The sequence below is a fragment of the Tautonia plasticadhaerens genome, assembly GCF_007752535.1.
Classification (GTDB): Bacteria; Planctomycetota; Planctomycetia; order Isosphaerales; family Isosphaeraceae; genus Tautonia; species Tautonia plasticadhaerens.
Genome location: NZ_CP036426.1, coordinates 4,983,572 through 5,004,173, shown reverse-complemented (window position 1 = coordinate 5,004,173; position 20,602 = coordinate 4,983,572). Strand labels below are relative to the sequence as shown.

The following is a 20,602-nucleotide window of genomic DNA, read 5'->3' as shown; positions in this document are numbered from 1 at the left end:
ACTACGAACCAGCCCCGGGGTCTTGTTCGTACCAGGTGGTATGAGCAAGACCTACACCCCCGAACTCGACCCCGAGGCCCTCTCACGCCTCGACGCCTACGCCGCCCGCTTCCGCGACGCCTTCGCCCTCGATCGGCCCGCCCGCTGGTGCCCGGTCTATCTCCGCGGCCTGATCACCGACGGCGAGCGCAAGAGCATCGAGCCGCTCTCCCGACGCGTCCCCCTGCCGCCCGAGCTGGCCGTCAAGGACCCCGAGCAGGCGCTGCAGCAGTTCGTCAGCCAGAGCCCCTGGGACGAGCAGGCGGCCTGGAAGCGCTACAGGGCCGTCATGGCCGAGTGCTTCGCCGACCCGGCCGGCATCTTCGTCATCGACGACACGACCTTCCCCAAGCAGGGCAAGCACTCCGTCGGGGTGCAGCGTCAGCACTGCGGCGCGCTGGGCAAGAAGGCCAACTGCCAGTGCGCCGTCTCGGTGCACTACGTCAGCCCGAAGGGGCACTGCCCGCTCGACCTGCGGCTGTACCTGCCGGAGAGCTGGCTGGGGGACGAGGCGCGCCTCGACCGGGCGGGCGTGCCCGAGCCGGAGCGGCGGATGCTGACCAAGGGGCAGATCGCCTTGGAGCTGCTGGACCGGGTCCGTGGCGAGGGGCTGCCGGGGCAGCTGGTGCTGGCCGACGCCGGCTACGGCGTCTCCGGGCCGTCCCGCGCCGGCCTGGCCGAGCGTGGCCTGCACTATATCGTCGGCGTCACCGACGAGTTGGTGGTCTTCACCGAGGAGCCCCGGTGGATCGAGCCGACGGCCGCGACGGGCGGCCGCCCGCAGAAGCGGCCCCGCCTGGCCGAGGGATCCCCCCGGCCGGTCAGCCTGAGGGAGCTGGCCTCGCGGACGCCGCGGCGGAAGGTCACCTGGCGCGAAGGGACGAAGGGCCCGATGTCGGGCCGCTTCGCCTGGCTGCGGGTCTGGCCGGGGCACGGCTGGGCCACCGGCGACTGTGCCGGCGAGGAGCCGCTCTGGCTGCTGATCGAGGAGCAGGCCGACGGCAAGCTCAAGTACGCCTTCAGCGACCTGCCGGCGGGCACCAGCCGCCTGCGGGCAGTGCGGCTGTGGCGGAGCCGCTGGCCGGTGGAGCAGGGCTACCAGCAGATGAAGGAGGAACTCGGGCTGGACCACTTCGAGGGCCGCTCCTGGCGCGGGTTCCACCACCACGCCTGCCTGGTGATGCTGGCCTACGGCTTCCTGGCACTCGAGCAGCGGCGAGCCCGCCGGGGTCGACCCCGGCCGGGCAAAAGGGGGGGCGCCGAGGTCCGGTGATCACGCTGCCGTCGATCCGCCGGGCCCTGCAACGCCTGCTGGCCCCGATCTGCCGGCACGACTGCCCCTACTGCCGGGGACTCGTCGACCCACCTCCCGAGCAACTAACGGAGTAGTACTAAGCTCCTTTTCCTCGGGGTGTTCCGATAATCACTCGTCCCCGCCCTTCTGCCGGCCGGTCAGGTCGAGTCCCCTGTCTCCTGCGCCCAGACTGGGACAGGGTGGAGCGAGGTCCCCGATGTCGAACGAGGACCTGCCGGCGTAGTCATCATCGGTGTAGCCGAGCAGATCGAGCAGCATGGGGTTGGTGGCGAGGATGAGGCCACTTCTGGATGCCGACACGCCCTGCCGCTCATCGACCTCTCCGGGTCGGTCATCGCTCCGCTCAGCCGGTCATCACCGAGCCCCGATCATCCAGGTTGAACCCATTCGACCCTCGAACGACTCGAATTGCACGGCCCTCGATCCGCCGGACAACCCAGGAGCACCCCGGAGCGGACGATCGCATGAAGATCACGATCCTTACGGTCGGCACGATGGGCGACTTGAGGCCCTTCGTCGCCCTGGCAGTCGGCCTGAAGCGAGCCGGGCACGAGGTCACAGTCGCCACCGGCACGGACTTCGAGGGCTTCGTCGTCCAACACGGACTCGCCTACGCCCCGCTGCGTGCCGACTTCCTCGAACTGGTGAAGTCGGACCAGGGCAAGGCGATCCTCCGGGGAAGCCCGCTGGAGACCCTCCGGGCGATGCGGACGACCATCCCGCCGCTGGTCCGCCGCATCCTCGACGACGCCTGGGAGGCATGCCGGGGCTCGGAGTGCCTCATCTACCACCCGAAGTCGATCGGGGGTCGGGATATCGCCATGGCCCTGGGCATCCCGGCCTTCGTGGGACTGTACCTGCCGATGCTGGTGCCCACCCGCAGCTTCCCCAACCCGATCCTGCCGGCCCGCAGCCTGGGAGGGTCCCTCAACCGCCTCAGCTACTCGCTGACCCGCTTCATGACGCTGCCGTTCCTTGGGGTCATCAACCGCTGGCGACAGGAGGTCCTGGGGCTCCCGCCACGTTCTCGCTTCGAGGACGAGCTTCGTCGGGATGGCGAGCCGATCCCGGTACTCTATGCCTTCTCCCCGAGCGTGATCGAGCCGCCGGACGACTGGCCCGAGTCGGTCCACGTCAACGGCTTCTGGTCCCTGGAGGAGTCTGGGTACGAGCCGCCGTCGGAACTCGCATCGTTCCTGGAGTCTGGCCCGCCACCGGTCTACGTCGGTTTCGGGAGCATGGCGAGCCAGTGCCCCGAGGAGGTCACCCGCCTGGTCGTCGAGGCGCTGGGGCGGTCTGGGCAGCGTGGCATCCTGGCGACGGGCTGGGGCGGGCTCGGGGGCGTCGAGGCGTCCGACGACATCCTGGTCGTTGACTCTGTGCCGCACGACTGGCTCTTCCCCCGGACGGCGGCGGTCGTCCACCATGGCGGGGCGGGGACCACGGCGGCGGGGCTGGGGGCGGGCAGGCCGACGGGGATCTGCCCGTTCTTCGGGGACCAGCCGTACTGGGGCCGGGTCGTCTCGGGCGTCGGCGTCGGACCCGAGCCGATCCCGCAGAAGCGGCTGACGGCGGATCGACTCGCCGGGGCGATCCGCCAGGCGACCGGAGACATGGAGATGAGGACGAGAGCGCAGCGGCTCGGGGAGCGGATGCGTTCGGAGGACGGAGTCGGGAGGGCGGTGGAGGTCATCGAGCGGCTGACCTCCCAGACGAGGCATGAGGTCGGGTCTTCCGAACTTCTAGCGTGACGCAGGGACGCCGCCGCTCCGTCAGCCGCCATGCATGCTCTTCCACCCTTGCATACCTCCGAACCCAATCCACGCCCCCACGCTCCCACTTACAGTCCTCCCAATCTCCTCTCGGCCGGCCCTAGGGGCGACGACCGACGGGGGCTGGGGGCGGAAATGGAAGGGGCTCGGAGGGGGCTGATCGGGGATGGGGAAGTGAAATTGGGAAAGGGGCGGAGCGGGGTTGAGCTTGGGTCGCAACAAGATCATCGCAGGACGAGTAGTGGATTCTTCGAGAACTCAACCTGCGTCCCGAGACTGTCCGTCCGGCACTCGATCCGGGCCGACATCTGGCCAGGTGTCCGATAGGGCTCGGATGACCGATCGGGTGGCCGATAAGCCGGAGACGCCTTTCCGCAAGTCCTTTGCTGGCAACAGAAATGGCGATTCGACTTTCTTCCCGCCGCCTCCACTCAAAGCCCACTTGGGAGCAATCCCAAGTGGGCTTTGTTGTTTGCTTTGGGTCGATTCGCCTGTCCCGCAAGATCGTGCAACCCCCTTTCTGTAAATTCCCGGCCTGAAGGCGGACAGGTCACCCCGGTCCCGTCGCCAAACGTCTCCGCCCTGTCTCCCAGCCCTCGCTGACCCCCATCAACACCGCACTGACCAGCCGCAGGACTGATCCCTCGTTCGGGGTCAACCCCGCCACCTGCGTCCGCCGGCTCACCTCCTCGTTCAGCCGCTCCGGCATGTCGCTCGTCCGCAGCCGCCGCCGGCGGCCCGGCGGCAGCGTGAAGATGGTCAGCCCCTCCGGCACGTCCTGCTCCAGCCACTCGGCCGGCTTCGGGGCCACGGCCCGGCACCTCCTCGCCGCCAGGCCCAGTCGCCGCTCGGCCTCGCCGCGATCCGGGGCGTCGAAGACCGCCCGCGGGCCGGCGGCGACCTCCGGCGGCAGCGACGGCCTCGGCACGTAGGCCGGGGCGTCCTCCGCCGGGGGGGACTGGCCCCGCCGCCGCGGCACGCCGGTCAGCCGGGCGGCCAGGGCCTGCTCCCGGCCGGCGTGGGCGTCGCCGGCGGGCATCTCGACCCCGTGCGGCCCACGGGCCTGCAGCGAGGCCGGGAAGCCCCGCCAGTGGACCTCCGCCTCCGCCATCGAGACGCCGACCCCGGGGATCGACCGCCGGCCCCCGGGATCGATGCCGATGGCCGTCAGCACCGCACACGAGACGATTCAGCACCGCACACGAGACGATCGAGCCGCCGAGGCGGACCTCCTCGCCGCGGGCATCCGGGATCGGGTACGGCGTCTCCCCCGGCGGGCGGCCCCGCCACCCCTCCGGTCCCTCGTCGAGGGCCCCGGCGGCCCGGCTGACCTGACTGCCGGTGACCTCCGACCCGCGGGGCCGCTCGGCGATGGCGGCCCCCTTGCCGGTCGAGACGCCCGGCCCGTCCCTCTCGGCGACGGCCGGCTTCGACGCCCGCTCGCTGCGGACGCCCCTCTCCAACGCCGAGGCATAGGGGTCGAGGCCTCGGGCCTGCGGCACCCGGACGGCGATCGGCCCCATCGGGGTGTGCCGCGTCTCGGGCTTGGAGCCGTTGGCGGAGCCCTTGCGTGCCTCGGATCGCCGGTGGGGGGCGGCCCCGAGGGCCTGGGTCCGCTCCCGCTCCATGAGCTCGTCGCGCAGGACGCCGATGGCCTGGGCCAGGCCGTCGGAGCCATGCTCGGCCAGCAGTTCCATGACCTCGTCGATGGCGGCAGGTTGATCCTGGTGGGTCATCGGCGGCGGTCTCCCTGGGGTCGGTCGGCACTTTCCGGGGGGACCGGCGGTGACCCGCCGCTTCAAGCCGAGCCCTCGCCCAGGCGGGCGGGGGATTTCCAGAAACCAGGATGCACTATCCGACATTCGTCAGAGGGCGTTTCGGCATTCCTTCTACGGACTCTCCCACCTAGGAATCTATCTCAGAACCTTCTATGAAGGTGCCGACGTCAAGCCTCAAGACCGATCTCTCCACGCACCTCAGCCCGTGACGGACCGTGATCGCTGCCGGCCCCGCCCTTCGTCCCGGCGACCGGCCTCCTCCCGATCCTTCGACCTCGACCGCCCTCCCCGTCCCGATCTCCTGGTCCCAATCCCGGACCTCAAGCGACCTCTCGGCGGGTGGCTGGCGTCGCGACGTGCGGCAGATTGCCGGCACGACCTTCTCTCCGTGCCCGGCGGCCTCGGCCTCCGGGGCACCCATTACTACGTTCGTCGCCGACGACTCCCAGCCGGTGAGCGGGGCGATCCCCTCTAACCCACGGCCCCCTCACCGGGGGCCCGGCGTCTGTCCCGGTCGCCCCGCCCGCCGACGGCCGCTCACTGGCTCGCGCTCAGGCCCTCAGATTTGATCGTGTGAGAGGGTCAGCATAATTCTCGCCCTCGCCCTCGCCCTCGCCCTCAGCCCGTACCCGCCGGCAGCCGGCCGTTGAGCTTCTTCCTCCAGGGCACCATCTCCGCCCCCTCCGGCGCCTCGCCGAACTCCAGGTACTTCCAGAACGCCACCAACAGCTTGCGCGCCAGGGCCACGATCCCCACCTTCCGCGCCCGCGCGTTGCCCGAGCCGAACCGCTCGTGATACCACCGGCTCAGCGCGCTCCGCGGCTGGTACTGGAGCCACATCCAGGCCAGTTCCACCAGCATCCACCGCACCCGCCGGTTGCCCGCCTTGCTGATGCCCTGCTCGCGGTGCGACGAGCCGCTCTGGTACGGCGTCGGCACCAGGCCCACCAGGCTGGCCAACTCGCGGCGGTTCTTGATCCGACGCCACCCGAAGATCTCCTGCACCAGCAGCCAGGCCCCCACCGGACCGACCCCCTTGAGGTCCATCAGCCGGCGGACCTGCTCGACGTGCGGCGCCGCGTCGTCGCGGACGGCCCGCCGCTGGGCGTTCTCGCGGTCGCGGACCTGGGCGTCGACGAGCTTCCATCGCTCGAACTCGCGGAGCAGCCGCGCCGCCGTGTGCTCGGGCACCGGGCGGCCGTCCCACTGCCGCAGGGCGGCCAGCCGCTCGGGCAGGCGGCCGTCGACGACGAACGCCAGGCCGAGGTGGGCCAGCAGCCCCTTGATCCGGTTGGAGTGCTCGGTCCGCTCGGCCTTCAGGGCCATCAGCTCGCGCTGCGGGGCGCGGCGGTCCTCGTCCTCGGGCGCGGGGACGTTCACCACGGCCCACAGCCCGCGCTCGCCGCCGTGGTGCCGCTGGAGCATGGCCAGCAGCTTGACGACGTCCAGGCCGTCGCTCTTGGCGCGGCGGGCGCGGCGGTTGACCTCGATGCTGGCCGGGTCGACGACGAGGTTCTCGTGGCCGTGGTGGATCAGGTAGCGATGCAGCCAGAAGCCATCGCGGCCGGCCTCGAAGACCGAGCGGACCGGCGCGTCGTCGGGCAGGCCGAGGCGTCGGCGGGCCCGGGCGATCTCACGCCGGAGGGCGTCGGTGTCGCGGGCCGGGATGGTGACCTGACGCGGGGCGCGGGCCGGTGCGTCGGCGAAGGCGAGCTTCCAGGTGGTCCAGCCCAGCTCGAAGGCCAGGTAGAGCGTCGGGGTGGAGGCCGTGCTATGATCGCGGTCGTGGGTCGCTGGCATGGTAAAGACTCCGTATCCGAGGGACCTGCTAACCCCCCTCCTGGAGCTTGCCATGTCGGCGGCTCACAGCAACTCGCCCGGCTCGCTCCGGGCATAGTATCTAACCCGAACCGGCTGCGTACCTTGAGGGGGCGGGGCGATCACCTCAGGAGACGCAGCCATGGGACGGAAGAGTCGAGGGGTCAAGCCGCTGGAGACCATCTGGGAGGTGCCCGACGCCCTCTGGGAGCGGATCGAGCCGATCCTGCTCGAAGACGCCCCGCCGCCGCCCGAGGAGCACGGCGGCCGGGGCCGGATCGACTGGCGGGCGGCCTTCGACGGCATCATCTCCCGCCCCCGCAGCGGCTGCCAGTGGCACACGCTGCCCAGGGAGTATGGCGACGACAGCCCGGTGCACCGCTGGTCCCAGCGGCGGTGCCGCCACGGCGTCTTCGAGCGGATCCGGGCCCTGCTGGTCGAGGAGTGCGACGAGCTGGGCGAGGTCCAATGGCGGTGGCAGGCGGCCGACGGGCGGCCGGGCAAGGCCCGGTTCGGGGGGGAAACAGACGGGCCCCGACCCGACCGACCGGGCCAAGCCGGGGACCAAGCAGGGCCTGCTGGTCGAGGGCGACGGCGGGCCGCTGGGCGTGGTCATCGCCGGGGCCAACGCCCCGGACTTCACGCTGCTGGAGGCGACGATCCGTGCGGTGGTGACCGAGCGGCCCGACCCCGAGCAGGTCGAGCAGCACCTGTGCCTGGACGCCGGGTATGACAACGGACCGGCTCGTGGGGTGGCCGAGGGGCATGGGTATGTCCCCCACATCCGTCCGGCCCGTGGCGGACCCCGCCCGGAGCGGCGGCCGGGCCGGCGGAAGGCCCGCCGCTGGGTGGTGGAGCGGGCGCTGGCCTGGCTGTCGAAGTGTCGGGGGCTGCTGGTCCGCTACGACGAGCATGAGGAGAACTCCCTCGGCCTGATCCAACCGGCCTGCGGCTTGCTCTGGTACCGGAGGCTCCACCGGATCAGGGCCGCATGACGCTATTAATATAGTTACTAATACTACTCCGTTGGGTTCTACGGAACGATCGAGGCGGTTTGTTCGTACCGTGAGGTATGAGCAAGACCTACACCCCCGAACTTCCCCCCGACGTCCTGCAACGCCTCGACGCCTACGCCGCCCGGTTCCGGCCCGACTTCGCCCGCGCCCGGCAGGCCGCCTGGGCCCACGTCTATCTCCACGGCCTGCTCATCGACGGCGAACGCAAGAGCATCGAGCCCCTCTCCCGACGCGTCGCCCTGCCCGCCGGCCTGGACGTCGCCGACCCCGAGCAGGCCCTGCAGCAGTTCGTCAACCAGGCCGCCTGGGACGAGCGGGATGTCTGGAGGCGCCATCGCGCCGTCATGGCCGAGGCCTTCGCCTCGCCGAGGGGCATCTTCGTCTTCGACGACACCAGCTTCCCCGAGCAGGGCAAGCACTCCGTCGGGGTCCAGCGGCAGTATTGCGGCGCGTTGGGCAAGCGGGCCAACTGCCAGGTGGCCCCCTCGGTCCGCTACGTCAGCCCCGAGGGCCACTGCCCGCTGGCGATGCGGCTCTACCTGCCGGGACGCTGGCTGGGCGACGAGGAGCGGCTCGACGAGGCCGGCGTACCCGAGCCCGAACGCCGCCCGCTGAGCAAGGGGCAGATCGCCCTGGAGTTGCTCGACCGGGTGCGTGCCGAGGGCCTGCCGGGCCGCTTCGTCGTGGCCGACGCCGGCTACGGCGTCTCGGGCGACTTCCGCGACGGCCTGGAGCAGCGGCGGCTGCGGTACATCGTCGGGGTCACCGACGAGCTGGTCGGCTTCACCGCGCCGCCGAGTTGGGAGGAGCCGAAGGCCGGCACGGGCGGCCGACCGCGCAAGCGGCATCGCCTGGCCGAGGGCGCGCCGCGGCCGATGAACTTGAAGGAATTGGCCGCGAGGACGCCGCGGCACAAGGGGACGTGGCGTGAGGGGACCAAGGGCAAGCTGTCGGGTCGCTTCGCCTGGCTTCGGGTCTGGCCGGCGTCCGGCTGGGCCACCGGCGAGTGCGTCGGGGCAGAGCCGGTGCGGTTGTTGATCGAGGAGCAGGCCGACGGGAAGATCAAGTATGCCGTCAGCAACTTGCCGCCACGGACTAGCCGGATCAAGGCGGTGCGGCTCTGGAAGAGCCGCTGGCCGGTGGAGACGTGCCAAGCAGACTGCACCTCAAGCGACCGGTGGTGCAGCACCCCCGGCGGCGGTTACGATCAGCGCCGCCGCGCTGCTTGAGCTGGCGGCGTGGTGCCGACATCACCTGACCTCGGCATCGGGAGACATCGCATGTCCGTCGCCCCCCGTCACAACGCTCCCCCCCGCGCCTGACGACGGCGCCCTGCCCACCGCCGACGGTCGCACCGACGATCTGGGCCCGCCTGCCGGCCGACCGGCAGCGACAGCTCCGCGACCTGCTCGGCCAACTCCTCGCCAGGCTCCTGGCGGCCACCCGAAGCGAGGAGGCCGGCCATGAGTGACGCAACCCGCTCGCCCAAGCTCCGGCCCTGGCATCTCGACCGGGCGGCCTTCGTCTACGTCCGCCAATCCACACCCCAGCAGGTGCTCGACCACCGCGAGTCCACCGACCGGCAGTACGCCCTGGCCGACCGCGCCGTCGCCCTCGGGTGGCCACGGGACCGCGTCACCACGATCGACGACGACCTGGGCAAGAGCGGCCAGTCGATCGAGGGCCGGCCCGGGTTCCAGCGGCTGCTGGCCGAGGTGGCGCTCGACAACGTCGGGCTGATCCTCGGCCTGGAGATGAGCCGGCTGGCCCGGTCCAACCGCGACTGGCACCAGCTGCTCGAGCTCTGCGCCCGCTTCCGCGTGCTCCTGGCCGACGCCGACGCCGTCTACGACCCGGCCGACCACAACGACAGGCTCCTGCTGGGCCTGCACGGCATGTTGAACGAGGCAGAACTTCATGTCATCAAGGAGCGGATGTGCCAGGGCCGGCTCAACAAGGCCCGCCGGGGCGAGCCGATGGGCTCCCCGCCGCTGGGCTACGTACGCCTCGCCTCGGGCGAGTGGGCGATCGACCCCGACGAGCAGGTCCAGGCGACCGTGCGGCTGATCTTCGACCGGTTCGACCGCGAGGGTACCCTGCACGGCCTGCTCCGCTACCTGGTCCACCACGGGGTCCGCATCCCGATCCGACCCCGCCACGGCCCCAACCGCGGCGGGTTGGAGTGGCGGCGGCCGAACCGCCCGACGCTGTCGAACGTCCTGCACCACCCGGCCTACGCCGGTGCCTACCGGTTCGGCCACCGGGAGGTCGACCCGCGGCGCAAGCGGCCCGGGCGGCCCGACACCGGCAAGCTGGTCCGCCGCCCGGAGGAGTGCCTGGTGCTGATCCGCGACCGGCTGCCGGCCTACATCACCTGGGAGCGGTTCTGTGACAACCAGGAGCGGCTGGAGGCCAACCGGGCCCGCCGGGACCGCCCCGGCGCGCCGCGGCAGGGGGCCTCGCTGCTGGCCGGACTCCTGCGGTGCGGGCGGTGCGGCCGGCGGATGCTCGTGCGGTACTCGGGGGCGACGGGCCGGTACAGCTACACCTGTGCCCGCGGGGCGGCCGACCACGCCGAGCCGATCTGCCAGAGCCTCTCCGGGCCGGCGCTCGACGGGCTGGTCGCCGGCCGGGTCCTGGCGGCGGTGGAGCCGGCGGCGCTGGAGGCGAGCTTGGCGGCGGTGGCCGAGGTCGAGCGCGAGCGGTCCGAGCTGGCCCGGCACTGGCGGCTCCGCCTCGAACGCGCCGGCTGCGAGGCCGACCGCGCGGCCCGGCAGTACCAGGCCTGCGAGCCGGAGAATCGCCTGGTCGGCCGCGAGTTGGAGCGGCGCTGGGAGGAGGCGTTGAGGGCGCAGCGGCGCCTCGAGGACGAGCACGAGCGGTGGCGGGGGTCGGCCCCCGGTCGGCTCTCACCGGACGACGAGCGGACGATCCGGTCGCTGGCCGGCGACTTGCCGGCGGTGTGGCAGGCGACGACGACGACGCCCGCCGAGCGGCAGCGGATCGCCCGACTCCTGATTGACCACGTGTCCGTCACCGTGGACAAGGCGAGCGAGCGGGTCGATGTGACGCTCCACTGGTCCGGCGGCATGACCGAGTCGCACGCCATGTCCCGGCCGGTGAAGCGGTACGACCTCCTGGCCGACTACCCCCGACTGGTCGAGCGACTGCGGGGATGGCGCGCCGAGCGGCTCAGCCCGGCGGCGATGGCCGAGCGGCTCAACGTCGAGGGGTTCCGTCCCCCGAAGCGGGCCGAGCGGTTCACGCGGGGGATGGTGCAACGGCTGCTCTGGCACCTGGGGCTGGCCCGCACGCCCTTCGGCAGCCCGGCCGGCCTCGGCCGCGACGAATACCGGCCGTCGTCGCTGGCGCGTCGGCTGGGGGTGTCGCGAGACACGGTGCGGCGATGGGTGCGGGTCGGGTGGTTGACGGCGCATCGCGACGCCCAGGGCCACCACGTGATCTGGGCCGACGGGTCCGAGCTGCGGCGGCTGCGCGAGCTCCGCCGGCTGCCGCGGACGTGGGCGAACAAGGGGCGGCTTGCCGAACTGACCAGACCGAGGCCGCGCCCGGGACGGTAGAGTGAGGGCGGCCCGGCTCAGGGCGAGCCGGGCCGCCCCATCGCGCTCTTGGAGGGCATTATGGCTGGAACATCGAGCAGGGCTACCAGCAGATGAAGGAGGAGTTGGGCCTGGATCACTTCGAGGGCCGCTCCTGGCGGGGCTTCCACCACCACGCCTGCCTGGTGATGCTGGCCTACGGCTTCCTGGCATCGGAACAGCGACGAGCCCGTCGGGAGCGATCCCGGCCGGGCAAAGAGGGGGGCGCCGAGGTCCGGTGATCACGCTGCCGTCGATCCGGCGGGCGTTGCAGCGGCTGCTGGCCCCGATCTGCCGGCATGATTGCCCCTACTGTCGGGGGCTCACCGATTCGCCACCCCAGATACTAACGGAGTAGTACTAACAGAGTTGACCTTCGGGTAGCTGCCTGAAGCAGATGATCGAGGCCGCCAGGTCGACGAACCCCTGGTGGACCCCCGCCGAGCGGTCTCTCCTCACGCTAAGGCGGCCGAAGTGAACAACCAGGACAACGTCCGCTCCACCACCCAGCGGACCTCGCCCAGACCGCTGCCGTGCGGCGTGCCGCGCCGGGCGAACCGCGGCGTGAGCCCGCGCCGAGGCAGGCCCCGTCGGTGGGCCTTCGAGTCGGAGCCGCGATCGGCGTCCATCGCGTCGGGCCGCCGCCGCGGCCGGCCCCGCTTGCCGCGCACCGGCGGTACCGCGTCCACCGACCCCTTCAACTCCGAGACGTCCGGCCGGTTCGCCGCGGTGGTCCGCGTCGCCAGCGGCTTGCCGCCCCCGTCGACGACGGCGAAGTGCTTGCTCCCCTTCTTGCGGCGGCCCACCGGGCTCGGGCCGGTCGCCTCGCCCCCGCCGCGGGCACGCAGCGAGGCGCTGTCGACGGCGGCGCGCTCCCAGTCGATCTGCCCGGCGTACTCCAGCTCGGCCAGCAGCAGCTCGTGCAGCCGGCGCCAGACGCCGCATCGTGTCCAGTACCCCAGGTGCCGCCAGCAGGCCATGCCCGAGCCGCAGCCCATCTCCATCGGCTGGTCCTCCCGGGGGATGCCCGTCCTGAGGACGAGCAAGATGCCGACGAGGCAGCGGCGGTCGTGGAGCCGCTTCCGCCCCGGTCGGTCGGGTCGCTTGGGCTCCGGCGGCGGCGGCAGCGGCCGGATGCGGTCCCACGAAGCGTCGGGCAAGAGCGGCTTGGCCATGGCGAGGGCTCCGAGCGGACGACGGATCGATGCCCGCATCGGTCGCATACCACGAGCCTCGTTGGCTAACTCTGTTAGGGCTTTTACTAACACCAGCACGGCAAACGAGACGGGCCCTACAATCGGAGCGGGATGGGTATCTCGGCGTGCCGGATGAAGGAGGCGAGCAGATCACACCGCTCCCGCAACAACGACAACTCCGCCCACAGGTGGGACCGAAGGTCCGCCGTGTCCTCGGGGGCGTAGTTCGGCAGCCGGTGGTACTTCGTCCAGCCCCAGGCCCCCTCGTCGGGATTGGCCTCGGGGGCGTAGCCGGGGAAGTCCTCGGTGAGGATCTCCGGGTGCCTCGTCAGGTACTCCTTCACCACCGACAATCGCTCGTGGATCTTGCTCTAGTCCCAGAGGACCGACATCGGGTTTCGAAGCTCGCCCCGCAGCTGGGCCAGGAAGGCCGTCGTGTCCCTGCCATGGGCGTTGGCATTGTCCGGCAGCAGGCGGAAGTACAGGTTGGGCCGACGTTGCACCGGGCTGACGGTCACGGCGCTGATGGCCGAGATGAGCCCCTTGCGGTGCCACGCCTCGACGATCGGCGTCTTGCCCCTCGGGGCGTAAGTGCGGCGCACCACCGGCGAGAGCTGGAAGCCCGACTCGTCGAGGAACACCAGGTGCGCCTTGCGGGCGTCGGCCTCCCGGATGATCCGTGGCAGCTCCTTGGCCCTTCAGTTGGTGGTCTTCGCCTCGTTCCGCTGCCGGGCCTTCTTCTGCGGCCTCTGGCTGCTCCAGCTCGGCCGCCGCCGGATCAGCTTGCGGACGTGCTCGACGTGGTAGCTGACGCCGAAATGGCGGCGGATGACCTCGGCGACCCGGTGGGCGCTCCAGAGGTCGTTGGGCCAGCCGTGGGCCCTGGACCCCTTCAGGAGCAGGCCCTCCAACTCCCCGATCTGCTCGTCGGAGAGCCGGGGCGGCGGGCCGGGATGCGGCCTGGCGGCCAGCGTCTCGGGGGCCTCCCGCTCGGCTTTGAGCCAGGTGTAGACCGAGGAGCGACCGCAACCCAAGAAGTAGGCGACCTTGGAGGGCGACTCCCCCCACTTGACCAGCTCCACGGCCCTGCGACGACGGCGTTCGAGTTCTTCGGCGGTCCCGATGGGTCTCATGCCCATACTACGAACATCGCCGCCCGACCGTTCAGTTCGCCGTGGTGGTGTCAGTAGGGGAATCGACACGATTGCGGCTGCTCGTCGGGACCCGGAGCGGCCCAGGTCACGCGGAGTTCGAGTGGCGGCGGGACTCGGCGTCCCGGGAGGCGGCGAAGATGGAGGTGGTGCTCAGGCCGGGGACGAGGGGGATGGTGGCAACCCGGCCGCCTTGGGCCCGGACGAGGTCGGCTCCGACGATGCCATCGATCGAGTAGTCGCCGCCCTTGACAAGGACGTCGGGCTCGATCTGGCGGATCAGGTCCTCGGGGGTGGGGCCGTCGAAGAGGACGACGGCGTCGACGCAGGAGAGGCCGGCGAGCAGGGCGGCGCGGTGGTCCTGGCCGACGACCGGGCGGGTCGGTCCCTTCAGGCCCCGGACGGAGGCGTCGGAGTTCAGGCCGACGACCAGGGCGTCTCCCAGCTTCCGGGCGGCCTCCAGGCAGGAGAGGTGCCCGGCGTGGAGGATGTCGAAACAACCGTTGGTGAAGACGACGGCCCGACCGGCCCGACGCTGATCGAGTGCCCAGCGTCGGGCGGCCTCGGGGGATCGGACCTTGGGGGAATGCCCCCGGAGGGCCCAGTCCAGCTCGTCCCCCTGCACGACGTAGCAGCCCGGGTGCCCGACGGCGATCCCCGCCGCCACGCTGGCCGCCCGGCAGGCGTCCTCGACCCCGAGCCCGCCCCCCAGGCAGGCGGCGAGCACGGCGGCCACCGTGTCGCCGGCGCCGGTCACGTCGGCCACCTCCCGGACCTCGGCCGGGAAGTGGTGCAGGCCGCTCGACGTGGCGAGCGTCATGCCGTCGGCCCCCCGGGTGATGAGCATGTGGTCCAGGTCGAGCCGTCCCCGAAGCTCGGCGGCGGCCTCGGCGACGGCGTCGTCGTCGTCCAGGGGGCGGGCGGCGGCGCGTCGGGCCTCCAGCAGGTTCGGGGTCAGCAGGGTGGCCCCGGCATAGGCGCGGAAGTCCAGTTGCTTGGGGTCGACGACGCAGGGGATCGACCGCTCCCGGCAGGCGTCGATTGCGGCCCGGACCAGCGAGGGGGTCAGGGTGCCCTTGTCGTAGTCGGAGAGGACGACCACGTCCTGATCGGCCAGAAGTGCGGCGAGCCGGTCCTTCAGGTCGGTCCCGGCGGCGCGATATTCGTCCCGGGCGCCGTCCTGGTCGAGCCGGAGGAGCTGGTGGTGGCCCTGGGAGACGACCCGGGTCTTGCAGATGGTCCGGCTGCCGGGCCGCTCGGCGAGGACGCAGTGCGACACACCGGAGTCGAGCAGGGCCTGGCGGAGGCGATCGGACTCGGGGTCGGCCCCGGAGGCTCCGGCCAGCATCGTCCGGCATCCCAGGCCCGCGAGCGAGGCGGCGACGTTCCCGGCCCCGCCGGGGCGGTACCACTCCCGGGCCAGGCGGACTACGGGGACTGGGGCCTCGGGGGAGATGCGGTTGACCTCTCCTTCGAGGTAGCGGTCCAGCATCACGTCGCCGATGACCAGGGCCCGGACGTTCGACCAGGTGAACACGGGCTCGCCTCCTGCCGGTGGTCGGGGGACCGGCCCGGGCCTGCCGGGTTTCCGATCTCCGAATCGTCGCGAGTCCATTCGGCGACGAATTCCCCGCCCCGATCAGGCCCCGGAGGCGTCGATGAGCCGCCGGATCCCCTCCTCGAGCGAGGTGAAGGGTTCCTCGTACCCGATTTCCCGCAATTGGGTCAAGTCCGCCTGGGTGAACGACTGGTACTTGCCGCGCAGGGAGTCGGGGAAGGGGATGTACTCCACCCGGCCCCGGCCGAGGTGCTCGATCAGCACGGTGACGATGTCGTTGAAGCTCCGGGCCTCCCCGGTGCCGACATTAAAGACGCCCACCCGGGGGGGGCCGTCGGCGAAGAAGAGGTTGACCCTGGCCACGTCGCCGACGAAGACGAAATCCCGGCGTTGCTCACCGGGGCCGTAGCCGTCGGTCCCCTCGAACAGCCGGGCGACGCCGTCCCGGGCGACCTGATGGTGGAGCTGGTGGACCATCGAAGCCATCCTGCCCTTGAACCCCTCCCTCGGGCCGTAGACGTTGAAGTACCGGAGGCCGACGACCGTGGTCTTCAAGGTCGATCGGGCGCGCTGGACGTAGCGGTCGAACAGGAGCTTGGAGTAGGCGTAGACGTTCAGCGGGTCCTCGCACTCCGCCTCCTCCCGGCAGACGCCCCCGGCGCCGTAGACCGAGGCGCTGGAGGCGTAGACGAGGGCCGCGCCCTGGCCGGTCGACCAGCGGAGCAGCTCCTTGGAGAAGGTGAAATTGTTATCCATCATGTAGCGGCCGTCCGACTCGGTGGTGTCGGCGCAGGCCCCCTGGTGGAGCACGGCCCGGACGCCGCCGCCGAAGTCGTCTCCGGAACGGATCCGGTCCCGGAACTCGGAGACGTCCAGGTAGTCGGCGACCTGGCAATCCTTGAGGTTGCGGAACTTGTCGCCGAGCTGGAGGTTGTCGACGGCGATCACGTCCGAGACGCCTCGAAGGTTCAACGCGTGGACGACGTTGGAGCCGATGAAGCCGGCGGCGCCCGTGACGATGTACATGGCGAGGGATCCGGGGAAGGGGGGGACGGGGGCCGACCGGGACCGTCACGTCCCCCGAGAGGTCCTCTCGGCTCGGATCGGAGCCGGACGCTCGGCGCGGGAGGCCTCGGCGGCGTTCAGACGACGTCGGCGAACAGGCGCTCCGAGCGGCGGAAGTAGAGCGCCCCGCTGACCAGAACGACCGCAGTGATCGCGACCGACTGGGCCACCAGTGCCCAGGGGAAGGGCGGATAGTCCACCAGGCCCGACCTCAGGCCGGTGATGATGCCGACCATGGGGTTGAGGCCGAAGATCAGGCGGAACCGCTCCGGGATCATCTCGGGGGAATAGAAGATCGGGCTGAGGTACATCCAGATCTGTGCCATGAAGCCCATCGAGTAGGCGACGTCTCGATACTGCACCGCCAGGGCGGAGAGCCAGAGCCCCATGCCCAGGGCGAGGCAGGTCACGAGGATGACCAGCATCGGGACGATCAGAAGCGCCCTGGGAGGCGGGACCAGGCCGTTGAGGGCCATCAGGACCAGCAGCAGGACCAGCGAGACCATAAGGTCGACGAGCCGGCTGAGGACCACCGACAGCGGCAGGATCAGCCGGGGGAAGTAGACCTTGGAGACGACCGAGGACTCGCCATGGATGCTCGCCCCGGCGGAAGTCATCGCCCCGGAGAAGAACTGCCAGCTCACCAGCCCGATGAAGACGAATACCGAGAACGGGGTCCCGCCCGGCGGCTGGATCTTCACCACCCGGCCGAAGACCAGGGTGAAGATCATCAGGGTCACCACCGGCTGGATCACCACCCATCCCAGCCCCAGCGACGACTGGACGTAGCGCCCCTTCAGGTTCCGGTAGACCAGGAACCAGAGCAGATCCCCGTAGTCGCGCAGCTCCGAGAGGTCGACGAGCCGCCAGCCGGTACGCGGCTCGATGACGGTCTCGGCGAGGGGTCGGGAGGCGTTGGTGCTCATCAGTTGATCGGGTCGCCCGGGAGCCGAGCGCCCTCCTTCAGTTCCTCGGGCAGGGGGTCGAGCTCGTCGGGGGCGGTCGACCGCGGCATGCCCCGGCCTCGGGGGATCGAGGCGGGGGGGAGAGGCGTGGCTCCCCGGGGGCAATTCGCTGGGTGATCGCCCGCAAGGAGGGGACGTCCCTCCGGGAGTCGACCGAAACGGTAGCAGATCGCTCCGCGAGATGTCAACGCGCCCCGGAGCGGGCCCGTGACGACTCCGCCGTCATTTTTTTGTGACTGGCGAGGCCGCTTCCCACGATATTAAAGCTGACGGGACTGCACTGTCCGAGCCGGGCCGGGAGCGGCCGGCACCCCAGGGGGAGACCCGGCGATGCCGCCGGGGCCCGACGGGACGGACCGGGGCACGACGCCTCTCCACGCCCATCGGCTCCTTCGATCCGCCTCGTCCCGCGGCCGACCCCGGCCCGAACGAGGCCACGAGGATGACTCCCTTGAAAAAGCGTCGCTCCCTCGCCATCTATCGGCCGGTACGGCCCGGCGAACCCGTGTACTCGCGTGAGGACGCCCCCGACCTGCTCCTCTGGCTCGACGCCGCCTCCGGCGTCGCCTCCCGGGGCGCGGTGACGCTCGACGGCACGAGCCAGTACCTCTCCCGTGCCGGCTCGCTGATGGGCACGCTGGGCACCAATTACAGCGTCCAGGCCTGGGTGTGGTTGTCGGGCGGCTCGGGCACCTCACGGACGATCGCGGCCCACCGCTCGACCGCCCAGAGCAACCCGATCGGCTTCTACCTCGGCATCTCCTCCTCCGACTCCTCGGCACGATTCATCGTCACCGGGGATTCGGGGACCGGCGCGACCGCCATCGGCCCCGCCCTGCCGACCGGCCAGTGGCACCACGTCGTCGGGGTCCGCAGCGGCGGCTCCCTGTCGATCTACGTCAACGGCGTCGCCGGAACGGTCGCCTCGGCCTCCTTCGGCACGATCACCCCGACCCACCTCGACCTGGGCTCCAACTTCGGCGGCTCGACCTCTCGGCTGCACCTGCTGCCCGGCCGGCTCGACCAGTTCGGCGTCTGGGGCAATCGGGCCCTCTCCCAGGCCGACGTGACGGCCCTGTTTAATTCCGGGTCCGGCCTGTCCTACTCGGGGATGCCCCCGGCGTTGCGAGCCGGCCTCGTCATGTTCCATGAGCTGGACGGCAACCCGGTCGCCGGGGTCGACTCCACCGGCAACGGCCACACCCTCACCCCGATCGGCTCGCCGGCCGCCGCCGACGGCGTCGCCGAGGGCCCGGCCGACGACTCCGACCCGGTCCTTCGCTGGGCCGACCGGCACGGCGGGCCGGCGTTCTCCCAGGCTGCGGTCGCCGCCCGGCCCGCATGGCGTTCGGCCGGATTCCTGGACTTCGACGGAACCGACGACCGACTCGGCCGGGACTCCGGCCCACTGGTCGGCGCCCGGCCGGGGTTCACGATGCTGGCGAGGCTTCGGCTCGACGTCCTGCCCTCGGGAAGCCCTGCGGTGGTCTACACCGAGGCCGACTCCGGGGCGAGCGTGGTCAACCGGCTCGCGATCACGCCCGCCGGCCAGGTCGTCGCCTCGTACCGGCCCATCGGCGGGACGCTGGCCTCGGCGACCTCGGCGGCCACCCTCGCCGCAGGGGCCGACGCCGTGATCGGGGTCCGCCGCAACGGCTCGGACCTCCGGGTGTTCGTCGCCGGGGCCCCCTCCGGCCCCGCCGCGACGATCGACCACGGGACCGACCTCGCCGGGGCGAGCTGCCGGGTCGGCGGGCCGGTCGAGTCGGCCGGCTTCCGCCACCTCGACGGCCGGATCACCGAGATCTATGCCGTCGGCCGGGCGCTGACGGACCCCCAGATTGCCGCCCTCTCGAACCCGGCCTGACCGGCCGGCCCGGGAAAGGACCGTCATCGATGACCGGAGGAGGCTCAGTGGCCCGTCGGGCGGCCCCGGGCCTCCTCGGCCAGCTCGGCCGACCGCGTCGCGGCGGCCTTGACGGCGTCGATCAGGGCGGCGCGAAGCCCTCCCCGCTCCAGGGCGTGCACCCCGGCGATCGTCGTGCCGCCGGGGCTGGTCACCTGGTCCTTCAGGGCCCCCGGATGCAACCCCGTCTCCAGCACCATCCGGGCCGACCCGAGGACGGTCTGCGCCGCCATCGCCGTGGCGAGGTCCCGGGGGAGGCCGGCCAGCACCCCGCCGTCCGACATCGCCTCGACGACCGCGTAGACGAATGCCGGGCCGCTGCCGCAGAGTCCCGTCGCCGCGTCCATCAGCGACTCCGGGACCCGTCGGGCGATGCCGACGGATTGGAGCATCCGGAGCACCAGTCCCTCGTCCTCCCCCGTCACCCCCGGCCCGAGGCAGTAGGCCGCCGCCCCCTCGCCGACCAGGGCCGGCGTGTTCGGCATGACCCGCACGACCCTCACCCCCGGTCCCAGCCCCGAGGCCAGCCGGTCGACCATGACCCCGGCGGCCACCGACACCACGAGCTTCCCCGACGCCCGGCCCCCCAACTCCCCGAGGGCGACGTCCATCGCCTGCGGCTTCACGGCCAGCACGATGACGTCGCTCCGGTCGGCGACCTCCGCGTTCGACCCGGTCGCCATGACCCCCTCGGCCTCAAGGGCGGCCCGGGCCTCGGGGGACGGGTCGCTGGCGGCGATCGAGGAGGGGGGGGCGGTGCCGGCCCGGACCATCCCCCGGATCAGGGCCGAGGCCATCTTCCCGGCGCCAATGAACCCCCATCTCGTCCCGGGTCCGGTCAGGGAGTCGGTCATGTCGATTCGCTCCGACGAGGGGGTCGTGATCGTCCCGTCCCGTCCCGGTGACGGTGGGCCCCGGGGCCTCGGCACGGGGCGGATTCTAGCATCCCGGGCCGCCCTCCGGGAGGGGGAGTTGCCGGGGGCCTCGGGCCGCTCAAGGGGGAAAATCCCGCCCACGGCCGTCGTCGCGTGGTAAGCTCCCCACAGTACGGGCCAGACCCATCTCCATGCAGGGCGGACCCGGCCGAACCGCCCCGATCGGCCGATCGAGGGACGGCCCCGGAGGACCGGATCCGGCCTCCGAGACGGCGGCGAGAGGGAGCGACACCGTCGCCCGGTTCGCCGCACGCCCGTCGTCCCGACGACCGGGCCCGGACGCCCCGGGCTGGCCGGTGCGTCGGATCGCACGGGGTCAATCCGCCGGGGCAGGCGAGCCCGAATCCGATGGGCCGGTCCCGGGATCTACAGTCTTGGCGAGGGCAGGGAGGGAGTTGGAGTCTCCACGTCGCACCCACGGATGAGCTTCCGCGACGAAACCATCGAGAGCCGGCGATCGCTGTCATGAACACGCACCGGAAGCGACCC

Annotated in this window: 14 protein-coding genes and 3 pseudogenes; 7 read left to right on the top strand and 10 right to left on the bottom strand. The window is 71.6% G+C overall.

Features of this window, described 5'->3' with window-relative positions:
* The first annotated feature begins 40 nt into the window (after positions 1-40).
* Positions 41-1,312 carry an IS701 family transposase gene (locus ElP_RS19990; protein WP_145267817.1) on the top strand — a complete coding sequence of 424 codons (1,272 nt, stop codon included), beginning with the start codon at positions 41-43 and terminating at the stop codon, positions 1,310-1,312.
* Positions 1,313-1,818: 506 nt separating this feature from the next.
* On the top strand, positions 1,819-3,105 hold the full coding sequence (locus ElP_RS19985) for a glycosyltransferase (RefSeq protein ID WP_145272276.1): 1,287 nt from the start codon (positions 1,819-1,821) through the stop codon (positions 3,103-3,105).
* A 571-nt stretch (positions 3,106-3,676) separates the two neighbouring features.
* Here ElP_RS19985 and ElP_RS41620 read toward each other — a convergent pair.
* Both ElP_RS41620 and ElP_RS19975 read right to left on the bottom strand, forming a co-directional pair.
* Positions 3,677-4,862 (bottom strand): annotated as a pseudogene (locus ElP_RS41620) (IS256 family transposase).
* Positions 4,863-5,522: 660 nt separating this feature from the next.
* The gene (locus ElP_RS19975) at positions 5,523-6,704 is read right to left on the bottom strand and encodes an IS110 family RNA-guided transposase (RefSeq protein WP_145272274.1); all 1,182 of its coding nucleotides are present in this window, start codon (positions 6,702-6,704) and stop codon (positions 5,523-5,525) included.
* A 208-nt stretch (positions 6,705-6,912) separates the two neighbouring features.
* On the opposite strand from ElP_RS19975, the gene ElP_RS19970 reads away from it, so the two are divergent.
* From ElP_RS19970 to ElP_RS39815, 4 genes and pseudogenes are all read left to right on the top strand, one after another.
* Positions 6,913-7,717 (top strand): IS5 family transposase gene (locus ElP_RS19970; protein WP_145278577.1). Its coding sequence is split into 2 segments (ribosomal slippage): positions 6,913-7,229 and positions 7,228-7,717, totalling 807 coding nucleotides; the frame shifts between segments, so codons are not numbered across the junction.
* A 77-nt stretch (positions 7,718-7,794) separates the two neighbouring features.
* A pseudogene (locus tag ElP_RS19965) lies at positions 7,795-8,889 on the top strand (IS701 family transposase); the annotation flags it as partial.
* Between the two features lie 312 nt (positions 8,890-9,201).
* The gene (locus tag ElP_RS19960; RefSeq protein WP_145267375.1) at positions 9,202-11,319 is read left to right on the top strand and encodes a recombinase family protein; all 2,118 of its coding nucleotides are present in this window, start codon (positions 9,202-9,204) and stop codon (positions 11,317-11,319) included.
* 65 nt (positions 11,320-11,384) lie between these two features.
* Positions 11,385-11,579, top strand: a pseudogene (locus ElP_RS39815) (IS701 family transposase); the annotation flags it as partial.
* Positions 11,580-11,697: 118 nt separating this feature from the next.
* Here the strand turns inward: ElP_RS39815 and ElP_RS19950 are convergent.
* The 7 genes from ElP_RS19950 to ElP_RS19920 form a co-directional block, all read right to left on the bottom strand.
* Positions 11,698-12,512, bottom strand: a protein-coding gene (locus ElP_RS19950) for an IS5 family transposase (RefSeq protein WP_390834707.1) whose coding sequence is annotated in 2 segments (ribosomal slippage) — positions 11,698-11,816 and positions 11,816-12,512 — 816 coding nt in all. Because the reading frame shifts where the segments join, the coding sequence is not laid out codon by codon here.
* A 116-nt stretch (positions 12,513-12,628) separates the two neighbouring features.
* A complete protein-coding gene (locus ElP_RS19945) occupies positions 12,629-12,877 on the bottom strand; it encodes a hypothetical protein (protein ID WP_145272270.1) in 249 nt (82 codons plus the stop codon).
* A gap of 27 nt (positions 12,878-12,904) precedes the next feature.
* A complete protein-coding gene (locus ElP_RS19940; RefSeq protein WP_197446194.1) occupies positions 12,905-13,174 on the bottom strand; it encodes a transposase in 270 nt (89 codons plus the stop codon).
* Positions 13,175-13,231: 57 nt separating this feature from the next.
* The gene (locus tag ElP_RS19935; protein ID WP_197446193.1) at positions 13,232-13,666 is read right to left on the bottom strand and encodes a winged helix-turn-helix domain-containing protein; all 435 of its coding nucleotides are present in this window, start codon (positions 13,664-13,666) and stop codon (positions 13,232-13,234) included.
* A 106-nt stretch (positions 13,667-13,772) separates the two neighbouring features.
* Positions 13,773-15,221 (bottom strand): D-glycero-beta-D-manno-heptose 1-phosphate adenylyltransferase, encoded by a 1,449-nt coding sequence (gene rfaE2, locus ElP_RS19930; RefSeq protein WP_197446192.1) that lies wholly within the window; start codon positions 15,219-15,221, stop codon positions 13,773-13,775.
* A 102-nt stretch (positions 15,222-15,323) separates the two neighbouring features.
* Positions 15,324-16,268 carry an ADP-glyceromanno-heptose 6-epimerase gene (gene rfaD, locus ElP_RS19925; RefSeq protein ID WP_145272263.1) on the bottom strand — a complete coding sequence of 315 codons (945 nt, stop codon included), beginning with the start codon at positions 16,266-16,268 and terminating at the stop codon, positions 15,324-15,326.
* A gap of 116 nt (positions 16,269-16,384) precedes the next feature.
* Entirely contained in the window at positions 16,385-17,233 is an 849-nt protein-coding gene (locus ElP_RS19920) for an ABC transporter permease (protein WP_145272261.1), read from the bottom strand.
* Between the two features lie 481 nt (positions 17,234-17,714).
* Here ElP_RS19920 and ElP_RS19915 point away from each other — a divergent pair, with 481 nt between their 5' ends.
* Entirely contained in the window at positions 17,715-19,139 is a 1,425-nt protein-coding gene (locus ElP_RS19915) for a LamG domain-containing protein (RefSeq protein ID WP_145272259.1), read from the top strand.
* 44 nt (positions 19,140-19,183) lie between these two features.
* Here ElP_RS19915 and proC read toward each other — a convergent pair whose 3' ends face one another.
* Entirely contained in the window at positions 19,184-20,032 is an 849-nt protein-coding gene (gene proC / locus ElP_RS19910; protein WP_145272257.1) for a pyrroline-5-carboxylate reductase, read from the bottom strand.
* Positions 20,033-20,602: the final 570 nt, after the last annotated feature.

What these genes read in the sequence shown, in the direction of transcription:
- ElP_RS19990 (WP_145267817.1), top strand. Translation starts at nt 41, where the DNA reads ATGAGCAAGACCTACACCCCCGAACTCGACCCCGAGGCCCTCTCACGC.
- ElP_RS19985 (WP_145272276.1), top strand. Translation starts at nt 1,819, where the DNA reads ATGAAGATCACGATCCTTACGGTCGGCACGATGGGCGACTTGAGGCCC.
- ElP_RS19975 (WP_145272274.1), bottom strand. Translation starts at nt 6,704, where the DNA reads ATGCCAGCGACCCACGACCGCGATCATAGCACGGCCTCCACCCCGACG.
- ElP_RS19960 (WP_145267375.1), top strand. Translation starts at nt 9,202, where the DNA reads ATGAGTGACGCAACCCGCTCGCCCAAGCTCCGGCCCTGGCATCTCGAC.
- ElP_RS19935 (WP_197446193.1), bottom strand. Translation starts at nt 13,666, where the DNA reads ATGAGACCCATCGGGACCGCCGAAGAACTCGAACGCCGTCGTCGCAGG.
- rfaD (WP_145272263.1), bottom strand. Translation starts at nt 16,268, where the DNA reads ATGTACATCGTCACGGGCGCCGCCGGCTTCATCGGCTCCAACGTCGTC.
- ElP_RS19920 (WP_145272261.1), bottom strand. Translation starts at nt 17,233, where the DNA reads ATGAGCACCAACGCCTCCCGACCCCTCGCCGAGACCGTCATCGAGCCG.
- ElP_RS19915 (WP_145272259.1), top strand. Translation starts at nt 17,715, where the DNA reads ATGACTCCCTTGAAAAAGCGTCGCTCCCTCGCCATCTATCGGCCGGTA.
- proC (WP_145272257.1), bottom strand. Translation starts at nt 20,032, where the DNA reads ATGACCGACTCCCTGACCGGACCCGGGACGAGATGGGGGTTCATTGGC.